Origin of the sequence: Methylobacterium sp. B1, from assembly GCF_000333255.1 — a bacterium.
Classification (GTDB): Bacteria; Pseudomonadota; Alphaproteobacteria; order Rhizobiales; family Beijerinckiaceae; genus Methylobacterium; species Methylobacterium fujisawaense.
The window spans coordinates 1-2,588 of the sequence record NZ_BACT01000765.1 but is presented as its reverse complement, the minus strand read 5'-3'; the positions used below and the strand labels follow the sequence as shown (position 1 = coordinate 2,588).

2 protein-coding genes are annotated in these 2,588 nt (G+C 71.3%); both read left to right on the top strand.

What is annotated here, in order from left to right:
• Nucleotides 1-1,135: alpha/beta fold hydrolase (locus I53_RS22360; protein ID WP_043354840.1), on the top strand; the 1,135-nt coding region annotated here is incomplete at its 5' end.
• Nucleotides 1,132-2,445: a hypothetical protein gene (locus I53_RS22355; RefSeq protein WP_043354838.1), complete on the top strand. Its 1,314-nt coding sequence runs from the start codon at nt 1,132-1,134 to the stop codon at nt 2,443-2,445. The genes I53_RS22360 and I53_RS22355, both read left to right, overlap by 4 nt.
• The last annotated feature ends 143 nt before the right edge of the window (nt 2,446-2,588 follow it).

Below are 2,588 nucleotides of genomic sequence, written 5' to 3'. Positions count from 1 at the left end.
TCGGTCCCGGGGGACCTCTAGAGTCCCGGGTCTCGCCGCACTCCTCTGCGACCCGATCTTCTCCGATGTCCCGGCGGCGGATTTCGCGCGCGTCATCGCCTTCGCGACCGCGGGCGCGGGAGACAGCGGCCTGACGCGCAGCGGAACGGCCGTCGGCGCCCTGGCTTCGCCGCATCTGACCGGGTCGGGCTGGGAGGAGGAGCCGGTGCGGTTCGCCCGGGGCCTGTTCGGCATCCGGTGCCGCCCGGACCGGGCCGACGCGAATGCACCCACGATCGTGTTCGTCTCCACCGGCATGAGCGTGCATTCCGGATGGGGACGCCAGACCACCGATCTCGCCCGGCGTCTCGCCGCCGACGGAATCGGCTCGTTTCGGTTCGATCAGCGGGGCATCGGCGACAGCGCCGATCGAGCGGACGGCCGCAAGCCGCTCTTCGCGGCGGACGGATTCGCCGATGTGATCTCGGCCGTCGACGAGATCGCCGGCACGGGCGGCCCGATCCTGCTCGTCGGCGGCTGCAGCGGCGCCTACGCGGCCTTGCACGCCCTCTGCCGGGACAGCCGGGTGGACGGGGCCCTCCTGCTCAACCTCTACTGTTTCGACTGGGATCCGGATGAGGACCTTGACCAGGTCATCCGGCAAACCTTCGGGAGCGCCTCCACCTACGCGGCCCTGCTCAAGCGGGGCGCGACGTGGCGCCGGCTGATCCGCGGCGAGATTCGGATCGGCGCGATCGCCGCGGTGCTGGCCCGGCGCGGGATCGATGCCGCGTTCCGCCGGATGCGCCGGGCCATACGCCCCGGCCCGCCCGGCGGATCACCCGCCCGGCGGATCGCGGCCCTTCGCCGCCGGGGTGCAGAGATCCGACTGCTCTACAGCGCCGGCGATCCCGGTCTTGCGGCGCTCCGCCGCCACCTGGGACGCTCGCCCGGGAAGGCGGACCGCCGCCTCGGCGCGCCCGTGACGGTCGTTCCGGGCGTGGACCACAATTTCGGATCCCGTGAGGCCCAGGCCCGGCTCGCCGAGGCTCTGCACGACCTTCTGCAGGCGGTGCAACGGTCGAAGGCGACGCGCTCCGGCACGGCGGTTTCCGCAAAGCCCTGCCGTGTCCTCACCCTGGCGGGCCGGACATGACACGGCTCACGCGCCGTTCGGCGCTCGCCCTGGCAGCGGGATCCCTCGCGACGGGCGCCTTCGCGGCAGGTACCTTCGCGGCAGGGCGTGCCACGGCGGCGGAGCCGCTGCATCGGTGCGAGGCGCTGATCGATTCCATCGGCGTGAACGTGCATCTCGGCCATCGTGGCAGCCCGTATGTCGAGCGCTTCGCGGCCTGCATCGAAGCCCTCGACGATCTCGGCGTCCGCCATCTGCGCGACGATATCGTGCTCACCGGCGACGAGCCGGCTGGACAATTCGAACGGATCGCGGATCTGGCCGGCCGGGGCTACCGCTTCAGCCTGATCTTCTATGACGGGCTCACGCCGGGGCCGCGGGTAGCGCCGGAGCGCTTCGCCGAGATCGCAGGCTGGGCTGGCGCGGGACTTGTCGTGGCGGAGGGCGGCAACGAGCCCCCGGTGGCGACGCGGCCCGGTTTGGCGGGGCAGTCGGCCGCGCACCAAGCCGCCCTGTTCCGCGCCGTGCGGGCGGATGCCCGGGCCGGAACCGTCCGGGTCGCCGGGCCGAGCTACATCCAGGGCAACGTCGCAGCGGCGCAGAATCTTGCGGCCGTGATCGATTTCGCGAACATCCACGCCTATCCCGGCGCGGAGCCCCCGGAAACCGATGGCGCCGGCAGCCTCGCCCGCTTCATGGCGGCATCCCGTCCGGTCTTCGGCGATGCTCCGGTGTTGGCCACCGAGAATGGTTACCACACGGCGCTTGCCACCGGCGGCGCCCATCTGCCGATCTCGGCCGGTCTCCGGGCCCGGTACCTTCCGCGGATGCTGCTCTGGAGCTATCTGCAGGGGGTACGCCGCACCTACCTCTACGAGCTGATCGCCAGCTTCGATCGCGGCGACGCCGACCCCGAAAGCCATTTCGGCCTCCTCGCTCACGACGGCCGGCCGACCCCCGCCTTCCGGGCGGTTCGCAGCCTCGTCCGACTGTTCGGAGCGAATGCCGGCACGGTCGCCGCCGTTGCGGCCGATCGCGACGTCACATTGTCCGCTGCAGTGCCCGATCTCGTCTTCGCACGGTTCGCACGACAGGACGGGGCGACGCTCATTCCGATCTGGCTCGGCCTCGACGGCTGGGATCGGCGCAACCGGATCCCGCTTCCGGATGCGCCCGCGCGTCCCGCCGAGATCCGTCTGTCGCGCCAGCCGCGGCAAGTCAGGCTGCATCGCTTCGATGACGACGGATCGGTCACCGTCGCGAACCTTCCGGCGGACAGGCGCGTGCCGGTCCAGGTCACCGACCGCCTCGGCGTGATCGAGCTGACGTAGACTACATCCTGCCGGGACCGGCCCGCAGACCGACACACGCCCTCCCCTCCGACGTTCGCGGAAGTCGATCCCATGCTGAGCTATCTGGGCGATAAGATCGTCGGTCTGACCCTGGCAGTTCTGAATGTGCTGCGCCCTCGAGG